This is a genomic window from Pseudomonas sp. GW823-FHT03E05, assembly GCF_058796855.1.
Genome location: NZ_JBXAJB010000001.1, coordinates 1000394 through 1018675, shown reverse-complemented (window position 1 = coordinate 1018675; position 18282 = coordinate 1000394). Strand labels below are relative to the sequence as shown.

Below are 18282 nucleotides of genomic sequence, written 5' to 3'. Positions count from 1 at the left end.
AATACAGCGGCCAATAAAAAGGGGCGACCGTGATGGTCGCCCCTTTTTTTGCCTGACGGGCCCGGAGCGCCGCTCAGTTGCCGCTGATGGCGGTGTCCACCAGGGTCTGGGCTTCCTGCACCAGCTGCTTGAGGTGGTCGTCGCCGATGAAGCTTTCAGCGTAGATCTTGTAGATGTCTTCAGTACCCGACGGGCGTGCGGCGAACCAGCCGTTCTCCGTCATGACTTTCAGGCCGCCAATGGCCTGGTCGTTGCCCGGTGCATGGCTGAGGATCTGCTGGATCGGCTCGCCGGCCAGTTGGGTCGAAGTCACCTGCTGTGGCGACAGCTTGCTGAGCAGGGCCTTCTGCTGCGGGTTGGCCTTGGCATCGACGCGGACCGAGAACGGCTCACCCAGCTCGTCGCACAGGGCGCGGTAGGCCTGGCTCGGATCGCGACCGGTACGCGCGGTCATTTCCGCCGCCAGCAGGGACGGGATCAGGCCGTCCTTGTCGGTGCTCCAGACGCCACCGTCGCGGCGCAGGAAAGAGGCACCGGCGCTTTCTTCGCCGCCAAAGCCCAGTGAGCCGTCGAACAGGCCATCGGCAAACCACTTGAAGCCCACCGGCACTTCATACAGACGGCGGCCCAGGCGTGCAGCGACCCGGTCGATCAGGCCGCTGCTGACCACGGTCTTGCCCACCGCGGCATCAGCGCGCCATTGCGGGCGATTCTGGAACAGGTAATCGATGGACACCGCCAGGTAGTTGTTCGGCGCCAGCAGGCCGCCGCTCGGGGTGACGATGCCGTGGCGATCGTGATCGGGGTCGCAGGCGAAGGCCACGTCGAAGCGTTCCTTGAGGCCGATCAGGCCCTGCATGGCGTAGCTGGAGGACGGGTCCATGCGGATCTGCCCGTCCCAATCCACCGACATGAAGCGGAAAGTGGCGTCCACTTGCTTGTTAACCACCTCCAGGTCCAGGCGGTAGTGCTCGGCGATCGCCGACCAGTAGCGCACCCCTGCTCCGCCCAGCGGATCCACGCCCAGGCGCAGCTTGGCGTTGCGGATGGCGTCCAGGTCGATGACGTTGATCAGGTCGGCGACGTAGGTGTTGAGGTAATCGTGGCGATGGGTGGTGTCGGCCTTCAGCGCCTGTTCGTAACTGATGCGCTTGACCCCGGCCAGCTTGGCTGCCAGCAATTCATTGGCCTTGGCTTCGATCCACTTGGTGATGTGGGTGTCGGCCGGGCCGCCGTTGGTGGGGTTGTACTTGTAGCCGCCGCTTTGTGGCGGGTTATGGGACGGGGTGATGACGATGCCGTCCGCCAGGCCCGATGTACGCCCACGGTTGTAGCAGAGGATGGCGTGGGACACCGCTGGGGTCGGGGTGTACTCGTCGCCGGCAGCAATCATCACGGTCACGCCATTGGCCGCCAGCACTTCCAGGGCGCTGGCCCCGGCCGGGGTCGACAGGGCATGGGTGTCGATGCCGACAAACAGCGGGCCGTCGATGCCCTGGGATTCGCGGTACAGGCAAATGGCCTGGCTGATGGCCAGCACATGCCATTCGTTGAAACTCAGATCGAACGAGCTGCCACGGTGCCCGGAGGTGCCGAAGGCCACACGCTGGGTAGACACCGATGCATCAGGCTGACCGGTGTAATAAGCCGTAACCAGTCGCGGGATGTCGACCAACAATTCAGCCGGTGCCGGTTTGCCCGCAAAAGGACTGAGAGTCATGCAAAACCTCTGGAAAAGGATGGTTCGGAAATGGGCCGCAGTTTACTGGCAGTTTGACCGCAGCGCGATGGAATCTATCCCGGCGCCCCGGCCCTTTTATGCGGCAGCCGGCTTGCCGGTAAAAAGGATTCCCAGGGAGAAAACGAAAAAGCCGGCGCAAGGGCCGGCAAATCGAGGCAATAAAAAACGCCAGGCTTTGCCTGGCGTTGGGATCAGACCGGTTCGACCTGAAGCGCGACCCGTTCGCGGCATGGGCATTCATCCATGTAGCGGTGCGCCTCGACAAACTCGTTGAACGCGAATACCCGGGTCTTCAGGGGGAGCAGCACCCGGTCCGCGGTGAGCTGGTTGATGTCGCGCAACGCACGCTGCAGCGCGACCTGATCCTGGACAATTCCCAACTCCGGCTTGCCAGTGAAGTTGCCGATGCAATGGACGAAGAACTGGATGTTCTTCTGGAACGCCGCGCAGGCCGGGAACGGCGTCTGGTTGCCGCCTTGCAGGCCATAGAGCACCAGGCTGCCACGGGGCGCCAGGACATCGCCGAGCATGGACATCTGCGGGCCGCCCAGGCCGTCGAACACCACGTCGACACCGCGGTTGTCGGTGAGCTTGTTGATCTGCATCAGCAGGTCCTGTTCCTCGGTGACAATCACCTTCTCGGCACCCAGGGACAGCAGGTATTCACGCTCTTCAGCGGTCTTGGTGGCGGCAATCACCCGCACACCCAGGGCCTTGCCCAACTGGACAAAGGACGGCCCGGCGCAATGGCTGGCGTCCGTGACCAGGGCAAACTGCCCCGGCTTGACCCGCGCCAGGTCGGCGTAGGCGAAATAGGCGATCAGCAGCGGCGTGTAATGAACAGCAGCCTCGATCGGGCTGAGAACATCGGGATAACGGGTCAGGGCCGAACGCGGCAGGACGATCAGCTCGCCATACACAGGGTAATCGTTGGGGCTTTCGGCGGGAAAACTCGCCACCTTGTCACCTACCGCCAGGTCGTCGACGCCCTCGCCCACGGCCGTGACCACACCGGCCATTTCGTGCCCGAGGCCCGAGGGCAGGCGCGCATGGGACGACGCCAGGTTCTGCCGCCAGAGCACGTCATACCAGCTGATACCGATGGCTTCGACTCGTACCTGCACTTCGCCTGGCGCAGGCAACGAGGCCGCATGCTCTTCGCATTTGAGCACCTCGGCCGGTCCAAACTTGTGAAAACGAATCGTGCGGGACATCGCAAACCTCGTCAAATTAACCTCTAATGCCGCGAACTTTATCCGGGCTTTGCAAGCAAGACTATCAGTGCCTATTAATAGTCGACATGCCTGGCATTGATTTCGTGCCCTTGAAAATCGGGGCGTACAGCGTGCTCGAACCTTGCCCGGCTACAAACAAACAACATTTAGCCGATGCAGAGTACCAGCCTTTCCCCGTAAGATTCACGCCGGCCATTGTTCCGATATGGTCGCTCCCGTCAAGCTCGCTGACTCTGCCAGGACTCCAGATGAATCGTAATGACCTGCGTCGTGTCGACCTGAATCTGTTGATCGTATTCGAAACACTGATGCACGAACGCAGTGTGACCCGCGCCGCCGAGAAGCTGTTCCTCGGCCAGCCGGCCATCAGTGCAGCCCTGTCGCGCCTGCGCAACCTGTTCGACGATCCGCTGTTCGTGCGTACCGGGCGCAGCATGGAGCCCTCGGCCCGGGCAGTGGAAATCTTCGCCCTGCTCTCGCCGGCCCTGGATTCGATCTCCACCGCCGTCAGCCGCGCCGCCGAATTCGACCCGGCCACCAGCACCGCCGTATTCCGTATCGGTCTTTCCGACGACGTGGAATTCGCCCTGCTGCCGATGCTGCTCAAACGCCTGCGCGCCGAAGCCCCGGGCATCGTGCTGGTGGTACGCCGCGCCAACTACCTGCTGATGCCCGCGCTGCTGGCCTCCGGCGAAATCTCCATCGGCGTCAGCTACACCGCCGACCTGCCGGCCAACGCCAAGCGCAAGGTCCTGCGCCGCAGCCTGCCCAAACTGCTGCGGGCCGACACCGTGCCCGGCCCCCTGACCCTGGACGACTTCTGCGCCCGCCCCCACGCCCTGGTGTCGTTCGCCGGGGACCTGAGCGGGTTCATCGATGAGGAGCTGGAGAAGCTCGGACGCAAGCGCCACGTCGTGCTCGCCGTACCGCAATTCAACGGCCTGAGCACCCTGCTGGCCGGCACCGACATCCTTGCCACCGTGCCCGACTACACCGCCGACGCCCTCACCGCCGCCGGCGGCGTACGCGCCGAAGACCCGCCGCTGCCAGTACGCAGCTTCGAACTGCACATGGCCTGGCGCGGTTCACAGGACAACGACCCGGGCGAGCGCTGGTTGCGTTCAAGAATTCAGATGTTCTTTGGCGATCCAGACAGTCTTTGATCAAGTGCCACAGGCATCCATAGATTCTTCTGAAAAGAGTCCTTTAGCGACTAATTCGGTCTGTAGCTTTCCGTCAGGTTCCGCTGGCTTGCGAAGTATTCGGGGGCATAAGTGGGGGCAAACCCTGGCTGCTTGAAAGGGATGCCCCCAAGGAAGAAGTCAGCGGCTAGCCCTTGCCTATGAAACATGCGTTGACGAACGTTGCCGTGTGCCGCAAGGCCTGACGGATATCCGGCTTGGCTAGCCCATGCCTGTTGGCAAATTGCTCGACGGCCGCGGTATCAAATCGAGTGGTCTGGATAAAGTCCAAGGCTTCGGGTTTTGTATTCATGAACCGCGCCACGAGAGGAATGCTCAGCAGCCACTTCAGCAATCGGAGCGAGATGTGATGCCTGGGAGGCTTTAAGCCCAAAGGTTGCGCCACCTGGACCAGGAGTTCTCGCAAATTGGGAGTTTGCGCATCCAGCGCCAGCAGCTCCTCACCCGCCATGGCGGGATCAAAAGCACAAGCCGCCACCAGCTCAACCAGGTAATCCACGGTAACCAGTGGCAGCCAGTGCTGGGCGGTACCGGGCACTGCCGTCAGTTTTCCCAGCACAAGGTTGCGGATCAGCTCCACCAGTGGCTGGCCGTCAAGGATATGCCCCGTGCGGCTGTGGCCACAAACCGTCGCGGGGTGGACAACGGTGATCTCCCCGCCCTTGGCGGACAGGAGCTCCAAGGTCGCAAAATGCGCCTCCAGCTTGCTCGCCTCGTAACCACCGACATGGCGGTAGACGGCAGGCCAGTTCGTCCGCCGCGGATAACGAGGATCGATGCCGATGCGTTGCAGATGCTCATGGTTTTTCAGCATGTAGCCGCCGATCATCACTAACCGGCTGTTTTGCTCAGCCGCCAACAACGCCACCCGCTTCGCCCCTTCGACATTCACCGCACGAGACTGCTCCAATGACAGCCCCCAGGCGAAGTGTGCGCCCAGGTGGAATACGACTCTGGCGTGCCTTAGCACTTCCCGGTCAGCAGGACTCAGCCCTAGGTTATCCCGCTCCAGATCGCCGGCCACGGCAAATACCCGGCTTGCGTCTCCTCCCAAATTGACGACTTGATCCCGCAATTCAGCCAGTCGCTCTGGGCGACGCATCAACACCCCGACGGTGTGGCCTTTTGCGCTCAGGCATGCCAGCAAATGTTGACCGATGAAGCCGGTACCCCCGGTGACAAAGCACTCCACGCTCATTTCCCTGTTCCTTGTTCAAGGTAAGGAACCAAACGTAAACTATCGACCCAACTCTATGGTCAAGCGGTGTTTTCATGAAAATTGGCGAAATCGAGGCCCGTAGCGGCGCCAGCCGCCATACGCTGCGTTACTACGAGCAAATCGGCCTGATCTCACCGCAGCGGCGAACTAACAACTACCGCGTTTACACGGCACAAACGCTGCAGGACCTGGACTTTATCCAGCGCGCGCAAAGCATGGGCTTTTCCCTGGGGGAGATAGGCGAGATTCTGGAGGCGCAGCGCAACCAGATGATCGATTGTGCGGACGGCGCCAAGCTCATTGAAAGAAAAATGGCAGAGATCGAACAGAAAATCGCCAACCTCCAAAGCATTTATCGGTACCTGGATCAAGAGCGTGCAAACCTCGAAGCCAGCGCCGCCAGGCAACTTGAGCTTCAGCAACTCAACAGCTCTTCCATCTGATTGGAAATGCACTACGAACTGAGCTGGCAGACCATGGACCTCGACGCACGGGGCTACGATGGCCAGCCAGCCGGCTCCTGCGACAACAGCCAATGTTGCGTCAGCCGCAATAACTAATTGCACGCCAGGGAATTGATAGCAGCCTAACGAAAGGTGCATGCTAGAGGGCTTGCTTGGCGCTTATATCATTCCGAATGATAGTTACCTTCGCTTCATTCGATTCGTGAGATACAACCCTGCCGAGCATCATCCGCCCATCTCAAATACAGTGGCGGATGCACCATGGACCAGTCAGTCAAACTCCTACGTTTTCCACTCGCCGTTCTCGCCGTGCTGGTGATGAGCGCGTGCGGCAAAGCCCCTGAGACCGCCTCCGCCCCGCCCGCTGCCAAAGTCAGCGTGGCCAAGGTGCTGGAACAGCCGGTCAACGAATGGGATGAATTCACCGGGCGCCTGGAAGCCCCGGAAACCGTCGAGATCCGGCCTCGGGTCTCGGGCCAGATCGATCAGGTGGCCTTCACCGAAGGCGCCCTGGTGAAGAAAGGCGATCTGCTGTTCCAGATCGACCCACGGCCTTTCCAGGCTGAAGTACGCCGCCTCGAAGCCCAGCTGCAACAGGCTCGGGCCACCGCGACCCGCAGTGCCAACGAAGCCCAGCGCGGCCAGCGCCTGCTGACCAGCAACGCGATTTCCGCCGAGCTGGCCGACACCCGCACCAGCGCCGCCCAGGAAGCCCGGGCCGGGGTCGATGCGATCCAGGCCCAGTTGGACGTGGCCAAGCTCAACCTGAGTTTCACCCGGGTGGTGGCGCCCATCAGCGGCCGGGTCAGCCGCGCGCAGATCACCGCCGGCAACCTGGTGACCGCCGATGTTACCCCGCTCACCAGCCTGGTCTCCACCGACAAGGTCTACGCCTACTTCGACGCCGACGAGCGCGTGTACCTCAAGTACACCCAACTCGCCCGCCAGGGCCAGCGCGGCCAGACCACCCCGGTGTACCTGGGCCTGTCCAATGAAGAAGGCCACCCGCACCTGGGGCAGATGAACTTCGTCGACAACCAGGTCAACCCCAAGACCGGCACCATCCGTGGCCGCGCGGTGTTCGACAACAGCGACGGCAGCTATACCCCGGGCCTCTATGCGCGCCTGAAACTGGTGGGCAGTGGCACCTACTCGGCGATGCTGATCAACGACGAAGCCGTGGGCACCGACCTGGGCAAGAAGTTCGTGCTGGTGATGGACGCCGACAACAAGCCGGCCTACCGCGCCGTGGAACTGGGGCCGAAGATCGAAGGCCTGCGCATCGTGCGCAACGGTCTGAGCAAGGACGACACCATCATCGTCAAGGGCTTGCAGCGGGCACGTCCCGGCGCACCGGTCACGCCTGAAGTGATCCCCATGGCCAGCAAGGAAACCCTCGCCGCCCTGGCCCAACAACGCCAAGCACTGGAAGCCAGCAACCTGCCGCAGGTCACCCCTGCCAAGGCGGCTCCGGCTGTGAAACTCGCCGCTGCGACACCGCGCGGTTAAGGGACGACTCTCAAGATGAATTTTTCCCAGTTCTTCATTTCAAGGCCGATCTTCGCCGCGGTGCTGTCGCTGCTGATCCTGATCGCCGGCGCCATCTCGCTGTTCCAGTTGCCCATCAGCGAATACCCGGAAGTGGTGCCGCCCACCGTGGTGGTGCGCGCCAACTTCCCGGGGGCCAACCCGAAAGTCATCGGTGAAACCGTGGCCGCGCCCCTGGAACAGGCGATCACCGGGGTCGAGAACATGCTCTACATGTCCTCGCAATCCACCGCTGACGGCAAGATCACCCTGACCATCACCTTCGCCCTGGGCACCGACCTGGACAACGCCCAGGTGCAGGTACAGAACCGCGTGACCCGTACCCAGCCCAAGCTGCCCGAAGAAGTGACGCGCATCGGTATTACCGTGGACAAGGCCTCTCCGGACCTGACCATGGTGGTCCACCTGACCTCGCCGGACAAACGCTACGACATGCTCTACCTGTCCAACTACGCCCTGCTCAACATCAAGGATGAGCTGGCGCGCCTGGGCGGCGTGGGGGACGTGCAGCTGTTCGGCATGGGCGACTACTCGCTGCGGGTCTGGCTGGATCCGAACAAGACCGCTTCGCGCAACCTGACCGCCACCGACGTGGTCACCGCCATCCGTGAGCAGAACCGCCAGGTCGCCGCCGGTGCCCTGGGCGCGCCGCCTGCGCCCACCGCCACCAGCTTCCAGCTGTCGGTCAACACCCAGGGCCGCCTGGTCACCGAGGAAGAGTTCGAGAACATCATCATCCGCTCCGGTGAGGACGGTGAAATCACCCGCCTGAAGGACATCGCCCGCATCGAGCTGGGGTCGAGCCAGTACGCTTTGCGTTCCCTGCTCAACAACCAGCCGGCGGTGGCGATCCCGATCTTCCAGCGCCCGGGCTCCAACGCCATCGAGATCTCCAATGAAGTGCGGGCCAAGATGGCCGAACTCAAGCAGAGCTTCCCGCAGGGCATGGACTTCAGCATCGTCTACGACCCGACCATCTTCGTCCGCGGCTCCATCGAGGCCGTGGTGCACACCCTGTTCGAAGCCCTGATCCTGGTAGTGCTGGTGGTGATCCTGTTCCTGCAGACCTGGCGTGCCTCGATCATCCCGCTGGTGGCCGTACCGGTGTCGCTGATCGGCACCTTCGCGGTGATGCACCTGTTCGGTTTCTCGCTCAATGCCCTGTCGCTGTTCGGCCTGGTGCTGGCCATCGGCATCGTGGTGGACGACGCCATCGTGGTGGTGGAGAACGTCGAACGTAACATCGGCCTGGGCCTGAACCCGGTGGAAGCCACCAAGCGTGCCATGCGTGAAGTGACCGGCCCGATCATCGCCACCGCCCTGGTGCTGTGTGCGGTGTTCGTACCGGCGGCCTTCATCAGTGGCCTGACCGGGCAGTTCTACAAGCAGTTCGCCCTGACCATTGCCATCTCCACGGTGATCTCGGCCTTCAACTCCCTGACCCTGTCGCCGGCCCTGGCCGCGGTACTGCTCAAGGAACACCATGCGCCCAAGGACCGCTTCTCGAAGATCCTCGACAAGCTGCTGGGGGGCTGGCTGTTCAAACCCTTCAACCGCTTCTTCGATCGCGCCAGCCATGGTTATGTCGGCACCGTGCGCCGGGTCATCCGCGGCAGCGGCATCGCGCTGTTCCTCTATGCAGGCCTGATGGTGCTGACCTGGTTCGGCTTCGCCCACACCCCGACCGGTTTCGTCCCGGCCCAGGACAAGCAGTACCTGGTGGCCTTCGCCCAACTGCCGGACGCCGCCAGCCTGGACCGCACCGAAGACGTGATCAAGCGCATGTCCGACATCGCCCTCAAGCAGCCCGGCGTGGAAAGTGCGGTGGCCTTCCCTGGCCTTTCGATCAACGGCTTCACCAACAGCCCGAACAACGGCATCGTCTTCGTCACCTTGAAGCCCTTCGATGAGCGCAAGGACCCGAGCATGTCCGCCGGTGCCATCGCCGGTGCCCTGAACGGCAAGTACGCGGATATCCAGGACGCCTACATGGCGATCTTCCCACCGCCGCCGGTACAGGGCCTGGGAACCATCGGCGGCTTCCGCCTGCAGGTGGAGGACCGCAGCGGCCTGGGCTACGACGAGCTGTACAAGGAAGTGCAGAACGTCATCACGAAGAGCCGCAGCGTGCCGGAACTGGCCGGGCTGTTCACCAGCTACCAGGTCAACGTGCCCCAGGTGGATGCTGCCATCGACCGGGAAAAGGCCAAGACCCACGGCGTGGCGATTTCCGACATCTTCGACACCCTGCAGATCTACCTGGGTTCGCTGTATGCCAACGACTTCAACCGCTTTGGCCGCACCTACCAGGTCAACGTCCAGGCCGAGCAGCAGTTCCGTCTCGAGCCCGAGCAGATCGGCCAGCTGAAAGTGCGCAACAACAAGGGCGAGATGATCCCCCTGGCCACCTTCATCAAGGTCAGCGACACCGCAGGTCCCGACCGCGTGATGCACTACAACGGCTTCGTCACCGCGGAAATCAACGGCGCAGCGGCCCCGGGCTACAGTTCCGGGCAAGCGGAAGCGGCGATCGAGAAACTGCTCAAGGAAGAACTGCCCAACGGCATGACCTACGAATGGACCGAGCTGACCTACCAGCAGATCCTGGCCGGTAACACCGCGCTGTTCGTCTTCCCGCTCTGCGTGCTGCTGGCCTTCCTGGTGCTGGCCGCTCAGTACGAAAGCTGGAGCCTGCCACTGGCGGTGATCCTGATCGTGCCCATGACCCTGCTGTCGGCCATTACCGGGGTGATCGTCTCCGGGGGCGACAACAACATCTTCACCCAGATCGGCCTGATCGTTCTGGTGGGCCTGGCCTGCAAGAACGCGATCCTGATCGTCGAGTTCGCCAAGGACAAGCAAGAGGAAGGCCTCGACCCGCTGGCCGCGGTGCTGGAAGCCTGCCGCCTGCGTCTGCGGCCGATCCTGATGACCTCCTTCGCCTTCATCATGGGCGTGGTGCCCCTGGTGATCTCCAGCGGCGCCGGTGCGGAAATGCGTCATGCCATGGGTGTCGCGGTGTTCTCCGGGATGCTCGGGGTGACCTTCTTCGGCCTGCTGCTGACTCCGGTGTTCTATGTACTGATCCGCAACTACGTGGAGCGCAGCGAGGCGCGCAAAGCCGCCCGCGCTCTGCAACTGGAGGCGCAACAATGAGTTCCAAAGTCTTCCTGCCGAGCCTGCTGGTGCTGGCCCTGAGTGCCTGCGCCGTCGGTCCGGACTACCAGAGCCCAACCACCGAGGCGGCGCACATCAGCGCCGCCACCGATGGCGCTGCGGGCCAGAAGAACTTCGACCGCGCACGCTTCGAAGGCATCTGGTGGCAGCAGTTCGATGACCCGACTCTCAACCAGCTGGTGAGCAAATCGTTGCAGGGCAACCGTGAACTGCGGGTGGCCTTCGCCCGCCTGCGGGCCGCCCGGGCGATTCGCGATGACGCCAGCAATGACGCCATGCCCACCATCACCAGCCGCGCCAGCAGCGACCTGGCCAAGGGGCAGATCCCCGGCCAGACCACCAAGCGAGTGAACAGCGAGCGCTACGACCTGGGCCTGGACATGGCCTGGGAGCTGGACCTGTTCGGCCGCATCCAGCGCAACCTGGAAGCCACCGACGCCGACCAGCAGGCCGCCGAGGCCGACCTCTACCAACTGCAGGTGACCATGATCGCCGAGCTGGTGGACGCCTACGGCCAGCTGCGGGGCGCACAGCTGCGAGAAAAGATCGCCCTGGCCAACCTGGACAACCAGCAGGAGTCGCGCAAGATCACCGAAAGCCTGCGCGACGCCGGGGTCGGCGACCAGCTCGATGTGGTCCGCGCCGACGCCCGCCTGGCTTCGGTGGAAGCCAGCGTGCCGCAGTTGCAGGCCGAGCAGACCCGCCAGCGCAACCGCATCGCCACCCTGCTGGGTGAACGCCCGGACAAGCTCAGCGTCGACCTGTCGCCGGCGCAGCTGCCGGCCATTGCCAAGGCCCTGCCGATTGGCGACCCGGGCGAGCTGCTGCAACGCCGGCCGGACATTCTCAGCGCCGAACGCAAGCTGGCAGCGGCCACCGCGCGCATCGGCGTGGCCAAGGCCGACCTGTTCCCACGGGTCAGCCTCAGCGGCTTCCTCGGCTTCACTGCCGGGCGCGGTTCGCAGATCGGCTCCTCGGCGGCCAATGCCTGGGCCCTGGGCCCGAGCATCACCTGGGCGGCCTTCGACCTGGGCAGTGTGCGAGCCCGTCTGCGCGGCGCCGACGCCAATGCCGACGGCGCCCTGGCCAGCTACGAGCAGCAGGTGCTGCTGGCCCTGGAGGAATCGGAAAACGCCTTCAGCGACTACGGCAAGCGCCAGCAACGGCTGATCTCCCTGATTCGCCAGAGCGAATCCAGCCGCGCCGCCGCGGACCTGGCCGAGATCCGCTACCGCGAAGGCACCGTGGACTTCCTGGTGCTGCTCGATGCCCAGCGTGAACGCCTGGCCGCCGAAGACTCCCAGGCCCAGGCCGAAGTCGACCTGTACCGCGGCATCGTCGCCATCTACAAGGCCCTGGGTGGTGGCTGGCAACCGGAGACGGTAGCCAGCAAGTAAGGATTTGCAACGAGCTCCTTTGGTTGGCCGCAACCAACCAATGTTTGGCCCCGTGGATCATTCGGTCGCGGGGCTTTTTTTTGCCCGGCTCAAGGGCCTCTTCGCCGGCAAGCCGGCTCCTACAGGAGCCCGCGCAACGCTTGGCCCCAAACGCATGGCCCCGAATACATGGCCCCGGTAGGCGCTGGCTTGCCAGCGAATGCGCCCGCCAGAACACCGCCCACCCCAAGCCCATTGATAGAGGCCGTCGATCATGCGGTTGGCCATTGCGATTGGACAGCCCCACAGCACGCTCCTACTCTTCACTCGCCGCGTAATCGCCCTGGCCTCAGCCCCCCATGATTGTCCGCCCCAAGCCGAACCTGATCGGCATCCTCTTCGCCCTCAAGGGCTCGATTGCCAAGCGCATTGCCCTGCGCTGCGTGCTGGTCACACTGCTGGCCTCGGTGATCGTGCTGGTGGAAACCCTGCAACCGAGCTATTTCTCCAAGGTCAACGCCACGCCCTTCACCCTGCTGGGGCTGTCGCTGTCGATCTTCATGAGTTTTCGCAACAACGCCTGCTACGACCGCTGGTGGGAAGGCCGCAAGCAATTGGGGCAGTTGATCATCGAGGTGCGTTCGCTGATCCGTGAAAGCCTGATCATCGACGGCCACCCCGAGCGCGAGGGCATGCTGCGCGACCTGTGCGGCTTTGCCCACAGCCTGATCGCCCGCCTGCGCCATGAAGACGAGGCCGCCGCCCTGCGCCCCTGGGCCCAGGCCAGCCTCGACCCCGGCCACCCGAACCTCACCGACGCGCAGTTGCAACGCATCGGCCAGCGCTGCTCGCGGTGGGCCCAGCAGGGGCTCATCAGCGAATGGCGCTACACCCAGCTGGAAACCCGGCTGGTCAGCCTGAGCCTGGTGCAGGCCGCCTGCGAGCGGATCCAGAACACCCCGCTGCCCTTCCCCTACACCCTGCTGCTGCACCGCACCATCTACCTGTTCTGCATCCTCCTGCCGTTCGCCATGGCCGAGCCCCTGGGCTGGCTGACGCCGATCTTCACCGCCATTGTCAGCTACACCTTCCTTGGCCTGGACGAGATCGGCGACGACCTCGAAGACCCTTTCGGCTATGACGACAACGACCTGCCGTGCAGCGCTCTATTGCGCGGCCTGGAGCGCGAAGTCCTGGCGGCACTGGGGCAAACCGAGCTGCCGCCGCTGCTGGAGCCGCAGGAGTACGTGCTGACCTGAACCGGGGTTTGACTCAAGCCGGTTCCTGACCGAAGCTTGCGCCTTCCAAAAGTCGCCAGCTTCCGGATTCCTGCATGTCCCAGCCCCGCCGCTACCTGCTGATCAGCCTGCTTACCGTCGTCGTCCTGGCCCTGGCCTGGAGCTTTCTGCGCAGTAGCCCGCCGCAGGTTCCCGAGGCCATCAAGCATGGCTACAGCGCGGCACTGGAAAAAGCCCGCAACGGCCAGCCTGGCGCGGCGCGCGTGCTCTACCAGCAGCTGGGCCGGCCCGACCTCGACGACCAGCAGCGCATCCGCTTGCTGGCAGTGCTGGCCAACTACCCCAGCCCCCAGGCATTGAAACTGGCGGACGCCGACCTCTATCACCCTTCTGCCGAGGTGCGCAAAGCGGCGATCAAGAGCGTGCTCGGCCTGGTGCCCAGCGGCCAGCGCAGCCTGCTGCTGGGGCCATTGCTGGACGATCACGAACAGAGCGTGCGCTTCGCCGCGGTGGACGCCCTGCTGGGCCTGAGCCCCGACGACCAGGGCCTGTACTTCGGCCCGTTGCAGCAGGTGATCGACGAATACACCCAAGTGCTCAAGACCCGCGGCGACAACGTCGAGGCCCAGTACCAGCTGGCTCGCCTGTACCTGCACAATGCCGACCTGATCAAGGCCCAGCAGACCCTGGAACAGGCCCTGCGCCTGGCCCCGGACAACCTGCAGGCAGTGGTGCTGCAGATCGAAGTGCTGGACAAGCAGGGCCAGAGCGATGCCGCCCGCCAATTGCTGGCCAAGCAGTTGCAGGCACAGCAGGATTCGGCCTACCTGCAACATGCCCTGGGGCTCTGGCTGCTGAACCATGGCCAGGGCGAGTTCGCCCTGCTCGGCTTGTCCCGGGCGGTGGAACTGGAGCCTAACAACGCCGCCTACCGCTACGACCTGGCCACCACCCTGCACAGCGAACAGGAGCTGGAAGCGGCGCAGAAGCAACTGGAGGAAATCGTCCAGCGCCAGCCCTACAACCGCAAGGCGCGGGTGCTGCTGATCAGCTACTGGAAGGAAAGCGGCCAGTTGCAGAACGTCCAGGTCCTGCTGGCCCAGCTGGAACAGCAGAACCCCGACGACCCGGCCCTTCAGCAGGGCCTGTAGCCGCCCCCCGGGCCTTGCCTCGCGATCCCCAGCCGAACCTTTGGCGCCCTTGAGCCCCCGCGCCTGCTGCGTCGGAATGCCGCCCAAGCCGTTCGCAGCCTGCGCCAGCGGCTACAAGAGCCAGCACAAAACCTGTAGCCGCTGCCGAGCCTGCGAGGCTGCGAAAAGGCCCGAGGGCCTTGCCTGGCAATCCCCAGCCGCACCTTTGGCACCCTTGCCCCCCCTGCGCCTGCTGTGCTCAGCAGCGGCTCCACGGCGACAAAAGGTTGAACCGTGCCAGCGGCAGGCGGTCAAGTGATTTATCAGCGATATCAAGGTGCTCGACGCCGTCGCCGATCACTTGGACCTATTTGCGAGGGCATTGTTTGTCGACCTCATCTGCGTTGCTCAGCGAAAAAGCCGCCACCGGCATCGAAGGCCTGGACGATATCCTCTCCGGCGGATTGTCACGTAGCCATGTGTTCCTGCTGGAAGGCGAACCCGGTACCGGCAAGACCACCGTGGCCTTGCATTTTCTGCGTGCCGGCGCCGCCGCCGGCGAGCGCTGCCTGTACATCACCCTCTCGGAAACCGAGCGCGAGTTGCGCCAGGGCGCGCAATCCCACGGCTGGCAACTGGACGAGAACATCCACATCTTCGAGCTGATCCCGCCGGAAAGCCTGCTCAACGCCGAGCACCAGCAAAGCCTGCTGTACTCCTCGGACCTGGAGCTGGGGGAAGCCACGCGGCAGATCTTCGAAGTGGTGGAGCGGGTCAAGCCGACCCGGGTGGTGCTCGACAGCCTTTCGGAAATCCGCCTGCTGGCGCAAAGCTCCCTGCGCTACCGTCGGCAGATCCTGGCGATCAAGCACTACTTCGTGCGCTATGACGCCACCGTCCTGCTGCTGGACGACCTGACCACCGAATCCCTGGACAAGACCGTGCACAGCGTGGCCCACGGGGTGATCCGCCTGGAAGAACTGACCCCCAGCTACGGCGCCGAACGCCGGCGCATCCGGGTGGTGAAATACCGCGGCCAGAAGTACCGCGGCGGCTTCCATGACTTCACCATCATGGGCGACGGGGTCCAGGTGTTTCCGCGCCTGGTGGCCGCCGAGCACCGCGGTCAATACCAGCGCCTGACCCTGACCAGCGGCATCACCGAGATGGACGCGCTGCTGGGGGGCGGCATCGAGACCGGCTCCAGCACCCTGATCCTCGGCCCCGCCGGCACCGGCAAATCGCTGATCTCGATGATCTTCGCCGCGGCCGCCGTAGCCAGGGGAGAGAAAGCCGCGCTGTTCATCTTCGACGAGGAACTGGGGCTGCTGTTCGAGCGCATGCGCAACATGGGCATCGACCTCAAGGCGCTGCAGGCCAGCGGTAACCTGATCATCGAACAGGTGGACGCCGCCGAGCTCTCGCCGGGGGAGCTGTCCCACCGGGTGCGACGCTGCGTCGACCAGGAGCGGATCAAGACCGTGGTGATCGACAGCATCAACGGCTACCAGGCAGCGATGCCCGAGGAAAACGCCCTGGTGCTGCACATGCACGAATTGCTGCTGTACCTCAACCGCCAGGGCGCCGCCACTTTCATGACCGTGGCCCAGCATGGCCTGGTGGGCGACATGCAGGCCCCGGTGGACATCACCTACCTGGCCGACACCGTAATCCTGCTGCGTTACTTCGAGGCCCTGGGCAAGGTGCGCCGGGCCATTTCCATCATCAAGAAACGCACCGGCAGCCACGAGTCGACCATTCGTGAATACCGCATCAGCGCTCGTGGCCTGACCATAGGCGAGCCCCTGGAAGCCTTCCAGGGCGTGCTGCGGGGCGTACCCACCTACCTGGGCGAGAGCAAACCCCTGCTCAGGGATGAGGGCCAATGAGCCCCGACCTGGACTTTTCCGAACGGGCTCTGGTGCTCACGCCCCACGGGCGTGACAGCCAACTGGCGCAGATGATGCTCAAGGAGGCCGGCTTCAGCAGCCTGATCACCCCGCACCTGCCCGCCCTGTGCGAGCAGCTGGAGCACGGCGCCGGGCTGGTGATCATCGCCGCCGAAGCCTTGCGCGGGGTCGACCTGGAGCCCCTGCTGCGCCACCTGGAACAGCAACCGGCGTGGTCGGACCTGCCCATCGTGCTGCTGACCCAGCACGGCGGCCCCGAGCAGAACCCGGCATCGCGCTTCAGCGAGCCCCTGGGCAACGTCAGCTTTCTGGAACGGCCCTTCCACCCGGCGACCCTGATCAGCCTGGTCAGCGCCGCCCTGCGGGGCAGGCGCCGGCAGTACGACGCCCGCGACCGGCTGATCGACCTGAGCCAGAGCGAACTGCGCCTGCAACGCACCCTGGAGACCCTGGAACAGCAGGTGGAAGAACGCACCGCACAACTGCGGCACAACGAAGAAGCCCTGCGCCAGTCACAGAAGATGGAGGCCGTGGGGCAACTCACCGGCGGCATCGCCCACGACTTCAACAACATGCTCACCGGCATCATCGGCAGCCTGGAGCTGTTGCGCCGGCGCCTGGCCCGGGGCCGCACCGAGGACCTGGACAGCCTGATCGACCTGGGGGTGACCTCGGCCAACCGCGCCGCCGGCCTGACCCACCGCCTGCTGGCCTTCTCCCGGCGCCAGTCGCTGGACTCCAAGCCGGTGGAGATGAACGCCCTGGTGACCTCCATGGGCGAGCTGCTGCAACGCAGCCTCAGCGAAAGCATCGAGCTGGACATGCGCCTGGACCCGCAGCTATGGGTGGCCGAAGCCGACCCCAACCAACTGGAAAGCGCCCTGCTCAACCTGGTGCTCAACGCCCGGGACGCCATGCCCAACGGCGGCCGGCTGCTGGTGGAAACCCTCAACCAGCGCCTGGCCCCGGACTTCGCCCAGGCCCACGACAACCTCAAGCCGGGGGACTACGTGCTGCTGCGAGTCAGCGACAACGGCTGCGGCATGCCCGAGGCGATCATCAACCGCGTGTTCGATCCGTTCTTCACCACCAAGCCCATCGGCCAGGGCACAGGGCTGGGGCTGTCGATGATCTACGGCTTCAGCAAGCAGTCCCGCGGCCATGTGACCCTCAACAGCACGCTGGGCCGGGGTACCGAGGTCAGCCTGTACCTGCCGCGTTTTGTCGGCGACCTGGAGCAGGCCGAACACCCTCTGGTGCAACAACCGCCCCATGCGCAGAACGGTGAAACCGTGCTGATCGTCGAGGACGACCCGGCGGTGCGGGTGCTGGTCTGTGCGGTGCTCAGCGAACTGGGCTACGCCTTTGTCGAAGCCGGCGATGCCCGCAGCGCCATGCCGATCCTCGACTCGGCGCAGCGCATCGACCTGCTGATCAGCGATGTCGGGCTGCCGGGCATGAATGGCCGGCAACTGGCGGAAATCGGGCGGCAGATCCGCCCGGAGCTCAAAGTCCTGTTCATCACCGGCTACGCCGAGCACGCGGCGGCCCGTGGTGGCTTTCTCGAACCCGGCATGCAACTGATCACCAAGCCGTTCACCTTCGACCTGCTGACCGCCAAGGTGCGGGAAATGATCCGCGACTGATAGCCGGGCTTCAAGCCAGCAATTGCTGGATCTGTTCCTGCAGGCTGTTGAGGTCGAAGGGCTTGGCCAGGATCGGCGCCTTGCGGGTGATGGGGCTGCCGCATTCGAGGATTTCGTTGGGGTAGCCGCTGATGAAAATCACCTTCAGATCCGGACGCAGCTTCACGGCGGGCTCGGCGATCATCACCCCGGTGATCCCGCCCGGCAGGCGGTAATCGGTGATCATCACGTCCAGGTGCGGCTTGCTGGCGAGAATCTCGAACGCCTGCTCGCCATTCTCGGCCTGCAGCACCCGGTATCCCAGGCCCGACAGGTAGTCGGCCAGAAGCATCAGGATCACTGGTTCATCTTCGACGATCAGTACGACGTCTTGTGCATCTTCACTCATGGAAAACC

General features: G+C 64.1%; 13 protein-coding genes. 9 read left to right on the top strand and 4 right to left on the bottom strand.

The features are described 5' to 3' along the window. Positions 1 to 73: 73 nt before the first annotated feature. Together pgm and AC1RCO_RS04580 are read right to left on the bottom strand one after the other, a co-directional pair. A complete protein-coding gene (pgm, locus tag AC1RCO_RS04585) occupies positions 74 to 1720 on the bottom strand; it encodes a phosphoglucomutase (alpha-D-glucose-1,6-bisphosphate-dependent) (RefSeq protein WP_011061515.1) in 1647 nt (548 codons plus the stop codon). A gap of 212 nt (positions 1721 to 1932) precedes the next feature. Continuing rightward, positions 1933 to 2955, bottom strand: coding sequence for a zinc-dependent alcohol dehydrogenase family protein (locus AC1RCO_RS04580; protein ID WP_011061516.1), 1023 nt, complete (start codon positions 2953 to 2955; stop codon positions 1933 to 1935). Between the two features lie 269 nt (positions 2956 to 3224). Between AC1RCO_RS04580 and AC1RCO_RS04575 the strand changes: the two genes are divergently transcribed. Beyond that, a complete protein-coding gene (locus AC1RCO_RS04575) occupies positions 3225 to 4139 on the top strand; it encodes a LysR family transcriptional regulator (protein ID WP_011061517.1) in 915 nt (304 codons plus the stop codon). Positions 4140 to 4305: 166 nt separating this feature from the next. Here the strand turns inward: AC1RCO_RS04575 and AC1RCO_RS04570 are convergent, their stop codons facing one another. Beyond that, complete coding sequence (locus AC1RCO_RS04570) at positions 4306 to 5376, bottom strand: SDR family oxidoreductase (protein ID WP_492617435.1); 1071 nt, start codon at positions 5374 to 5376, stop codon at positions 4306 to 4308. A gap of 74 nt (positions 5377 to 5450) precedes the next feature. Between AC1RCO_RS04570 and AC1RCO_RS04565 the strand changes: the two genes are divergently transcribed. The 8 genes from AC1RCO_RS04565 to AC1RCO_RS04530 all read left to right on the top strand — a co-directional run bounded on the left by AC1RCO_RS04565 (position 5451) and on the right by AC1RCO_RS04530 (position 17886). Continuing rightward, a complete protein-coding gene (locus tag AC1RCO_RS04565) occupies positions 5451 to 5840 on the top strand; it encodes a MerR family transcriptional regulator (RefSeq protein ID WP_019095332.1) in 390 nt (129 codons plus the stop codon). Positions 5841 to 6122: 282 nt separating this feature from the next. Beyond that, the gene (gene mexE / locus AC1RCO_RS04560) at positions 6123 to 7370 is read left to right on the top strand and encodes a multidrug efflux RND transporter periplasmic adaptor subunit MexE (protein WP_011061523.1); all 1248 of its coding nucleotides are present in this window, start codon (positions 6123 to 6125) and stop codon (positions 7368 to 7370) included. A gap of 15 nt (positions 7371 to 7385) precedes the next feature. After that, positions 7386 to 10565: an efflux RND transporter permease subunit gene (locus tag AC1RCO_RS04555; protein ID WP_011061524.1), complete on the top strand. Its 3180-nt coding sequence runs from the start codon at positions 7386 to 7388 to the stop codon at positions 10563 to 10565. Then, the gene (locus tag AC1RCO_RS04550) at positions 10562 to 11983 is read left to right on the top strand and encodes an efflux transporter outer membrane subunit (RefSeq protein WP_019095825.1); all 1422 of its coding nucleotides are present in this window, start codon (positions 10562 to 10564) and stop codon (positions 11981 to 11983) included. The genes AC1RCO_RS04555 and AC1RCO_RS04550 overlap by 4 nt, the downstream gene beginning before the upstream one ends. A 338-nt stretch (positions 11984 to 12321) precedes the next feature. Then, complete coding sequence (locus AC1RCO_RS04545; protein WP_123473602.1) at positions 12322 to 13221, top strand: bestrophin family protein; 900 nt, start codon at positions 12322 to 12324, stop codon at positions 13219 to 13221. Positions 13222 to 13295: 74 nt separating this feature from the next. After that, the gene (locus tag AC1RCO_RS04540) at positions 13296 to 14351 is read left to right on the top strand and encodes a tetratricopeptide repeat protein (RefSeq protein WP_065364159.1); all 1056 of its coding nucleotides are present in this window, start codon (positions 13296 to 13298) and stop codon (positions 14349 to 14351) included. Between the two features lie 365 nt (positions 14352 to 14716). Continuing rightward, positions 14717 to 16219: an ATPase domain-containing protein gene (locus AC1RCO_RS04535; protein ID WP_145711957.1), complete on the top strand. Its 1503-nt coding sequence runs from the start codon at positions 14717 to 14719 to the stop codon at positions 16217 to 16219. Next, on the top strand, positions 16216 to 17886 hold the full coding sequence (locus AC1RCO_RS04530) for an ATP-binding protein (protein ID WP_492617434.1): 1671 nt from the start codon (positions 16216 to 16218) through the stop codon (positions 17884 to 17886). Before AC1RCO_RS04535 ends, AC1RCO_RS04530 begins: the two co-directional genes overlap by 4 nt. 10 nt (positions 17887 to 17896) lie before the next feature. Here AC1RCO_RS04530 and AC1RCO_RS04525 read toward each other — a convergent pair whose 3' ends face one another. Beyond that, on the bottom strand, positions 17897 to 18274 hold the full coding sequence (locus AC1RCO_RS04525; RefSeq protein ID WP_011061530.1) for a response regulator: 378 nt from the start codon (positions 18272 to 18274) through the stop codon (positions 17897 to 17899). Positions 18275 to 18282 lie beyond the last annotated feature (8 nt).

Excerpts from the sequence above, each read along its gene's own strand:
- mexE (WP_011061523.1), top strand. The coding sequence starts at position 6,123 with ATGGACCAGTCAGTCAAACTCCTACGTTTTCCACTCGCCGTTCTCGCC.
- AC1RCO_RS04570 (WP_492617435.1), bottom strand. The coding sequence starts at position 5,376 with ATGAGCGTGGAGTGCTTTGTCACCGGGGGTACCGGCTTCATCGGTCAA.
- AC1RCO_RS04575 (WP_011061517.1), top strand. The coding sequence starts at position 3,225 with ATGAATCGTAATGACCTGCGTCGTGTCGACCTGAATCTGTTGATCGTA.
- AC1RCO_RS04555 (WP_011061524.1), top strand. The coding sequence starts at position 7,386 with ATGAATTTTTCCCAGTTCTTCATTTCAAGGCCGATCTTCGCCGCGGTG.
- pgm (WP_011061515.1), bottom strand. The coding sequence starts at position 1,720 with ATGACTCTCAGTCCTTTTGCGGGCAAACCGGCACCGGCTGAATTGTTG.
- AC1RCO_RS04525 (WP_011061530.1), bottom strand. The coding sequence starts at position 18,274 with ATGAGTGAAGATGCACAAGACGTCGTACTGATCGTCGAAGATGAACCA.
- AC1RCO_RS04545 (WP_123473602.1), top strand. The coding sequence starts at position 12,322 with ATGATTGTCCGCCCCAAGCCGAACCTGATCGGCATCCTCTTCGCCCTC.
- AC1RCO_RS04530 (WP_492617434.1), top strand. The coding sequence starts at position 16,216 with ATGAGCCCCGACCTGGACTTTTCCGAACGGGCTCTGGTGCTCACGCCC.
- AC1RCO_RS04540 (WP_065364159.1), top strand. The coding sequence starts at position 13,296 with ATGTCCCAGCCCCGCCGCTACCTGCTGATCAGCCTGCTTACCGTCGTC.
- AC1RCO_RS04550 (WP_019095825.1), top strand. The coding sequence starts at position 10,562 with ATGAGTTCCAAAGTCTTCCTGCCGAGCCTGCTGGTGCTGGCCCTGAGT.
- AC1RCO_RS04565 (WP_019095332.1), top strand. The coding sequence starts at position 5,451 with ATGAAAATTGGCGAAATCGAGGCCCGTAGCGGCGCCAGCCGCCATACG.
- AC1RCO_RS04580 (WP_011061516.1), bottom strand. The coding sequence starts at position 2,955 with ATGTCCCGCACGATTCGTTTTCACAAGTTTGGACCGGCCGAGGTGCTC.